1 rRNA gene is annotated in these 2545 nt (G+C 50.8%); it reads right to left on the bottom strand.

Features of this window, described 5'->3' with window-relative positions:
- Window position 1 precedes the first annotated feature (1 nt).
- A 23S ribosomal RNA gene (locus EK368_RS03020) occupies window positions 2–2545 on the bottom strand; the annotation flags it as partial.

Genomic DNA, 2545 nt, shown 5'->3' with positions numbered 1-2545 from the left:
TCTGGTCAAGTCCTCGACCTATTAGTACCTATCAGCTAAAGACATTGCTGCCCTTACACCCTAGGCCTATCAACCAGATGGTCTATCTGGGGTCTTACCTGAAAATCAGTGGGAAATCTCATCTTGAGGGAGGCTTCGCGCTTAGATGCCTTCAGCGCTTATCCCGTCCATACATAGCTACTCAGCCGTGCCGCTGGCGCGACAACTGATACACCAGAGGTATGTCCATCCCGGTCCTCTCGTACTAAGGACAGCTCCTCTCAAATTTCCTGCGCCCACAGCGGATAGGGACCGAACTGTCTCACGACGTTCTGAACCCAGCTCGCGTGCCTCTTTAATGGGCGAACAGCCCAACCCTTGGGACCTACTTCAGCCCCAGGATGAGACGAGCCGACATCGAGGTGCCAAACCTCCCCGTCGATGTGGACTCTTGGGGGAGATAAGCCTGTTATCCCCGGGGTAGCTTTTATCCGTTGAGCGATGGCCCTTCCACTCGGAACCACCGGATCACTAAGCCCGACTTTCGTCCTTGCTCGACTTGTAAGTCTTGCAATCAAGCTCCCTTGTGCCTTTACACTCTACGCGCGATTTCCGACCGCGCTGAGGGAACCTTTGGGCGCCTCCGTTACTTTTTGGGAGGCGACCGCCCCAGTCAAACTGCCCACCTGACAATGTCCCAAGACAGGGTAACTGTCTATGGTTAGAACTTCAGTATTACAAGAGTGGTATCCCAACGTTGACTCCTCACAGACTGGCGTCCATGTATCTTAGTCTCCCACCTATCCTGTACATGCAATACCGAAATCCAATATCAGGCTACAGTAAAGCTCCACGGGGTCTTTCCGTCCTGCTGCGGGTAACCAGCATCTTCACTGGTACTACAATTTCACCGAGTCCATTGTTGAGACAGTGCCCAAATCGTTACGCCTTTCGTGCGGGTCGGAACTTACCCGACAAGGAATTTCGCTACCTTAGGACCGTTATAGTTACGGCCGCCGTTTACTGGGGCTTAAGTTCAGTGCTTCATCTAATGATTAACACGTCCCCTTAACCTTCCAGCACCGGGCAGGCGTCAGCCCCTATACATCGTCTTTCGACTTAGCAGAGACCTGTGTTTTTGCTAAACAGTCGCTTGGGCCTATTCTCTGCGGCCACCTCAGGCTTTAACACCCTAACGTGGCACCCCTTCTCCCGAAGTTACGGGGTCATTTTGCCGAGTTCCTTAACAATGGTTCTCTCGCTCGCCTTAGGATTCTCTCCTTACCTACCTGTGTCGGTTTGCGGTACGGGCACCTAGGATCTCGCTAGAGGCTTTTCTTGACAGTGTGGAATCAGTAAGTTCGCTACTTAAATTTCGCTCCCCATCACCTTTTAGGATTGTCTATACGGATTTGCCTATATAGACTCCCTACGGGCTTAGACGCACACAACCAACGGTGCGCTTGACCTATCCTACTGTGTCACCCCATCACTCAAATGATCTTTGGTGGTACAGGAATATCAACCTGTTGTCCATCGCCTACAACTTTCGTTCTCGGCTTAGGTCCCGACTAACCCTGAGAGGACGACCCTTCCTCAGGAAACCTTAGGTATTCGGCGGGCAGGATTCTCACCTGCCTTTCGCTACTCATGCCAACATTCTCTCTTGTATATAGTCCACCACTCCTTACGGTATGACTTCAACCCATATACAATGCTCCCCTACCCCACATACAGATAAATCCATACGTAGCCGTAGCTTCGGTGACAGGTTTGAGCCCCGGTAATTTTCGGCGCAGGATCACTCGACTAGTGAGCTATTACGCACTCTTTGAATGAATGGCTGCTTCTAAGCCAACATCCTAGTTGTCTGTGCAATCCCACATCCTTTTCCACTTAACCTGTACTTAGGGACCTTAGCTGACGGTCTGGGCTGTTTCCCTTTCGACTATGAATCTTATCACCCACAGTCTGACTCCTAAAGATATGATGACGGCATTCGGAGTTTGATAGTCTTCGGTAACCGGTGAGGGCCCCTAGGACATTCAGTGCTCTACCTCCGTATCACTTTCTTTAAGGCTAGCCCTAAAGCTATTTCGGGGAGAACCAGCTATCTCCGAGTTCGATTGGAATTTCTCCGCTATCCACAAGTCATCCCAGCCTTTTTCAACAGACATGGGTTCGGTCCTCCACGAAATTTTACTTCCGCTTCAACCTGCTCATGGATAGGTCACCCGGTTTCGGGTCTACGGCATACAACTTAGATCGCCCATTTAAGACTCGCTTTCGCTGCGGCTCCGTAGCATAACTACTTAACCTTGCTGCATACCGTAACTCGTTGGCCCGTTCTACAAAAAGTACGTGGTTGTTCGAATAATGAACTTCCACTGCTTGTAAACATAGGGTTTCAGGTTCTATTTCACTCCCCTTCCGGGGTTCTTTTCACCTTTCCCTCACGGTACTATACGCTATCGGTCACCAGGGAGTATTTAGCCTTGGGGGGTGGTCCCCCCTGCTTCCCACAAGGTTTCACGTGTCTCGTGGTACTCTGGAGTATGCTCGAAAG

Source organism: Anaerophilus nitritigenes, assembly GCF_004138215.1.
GTDB lineage: Bacteria > Bacillota > Clostridia > Peptostreptococcales > Thermotaleaceae > Anaerophilus > Anaerophilus nitritogenes.
Note: the sequence above shows the minus strand (reverse complement) of the source record. Positions and strands in the feature narration are given on the sequence as shown.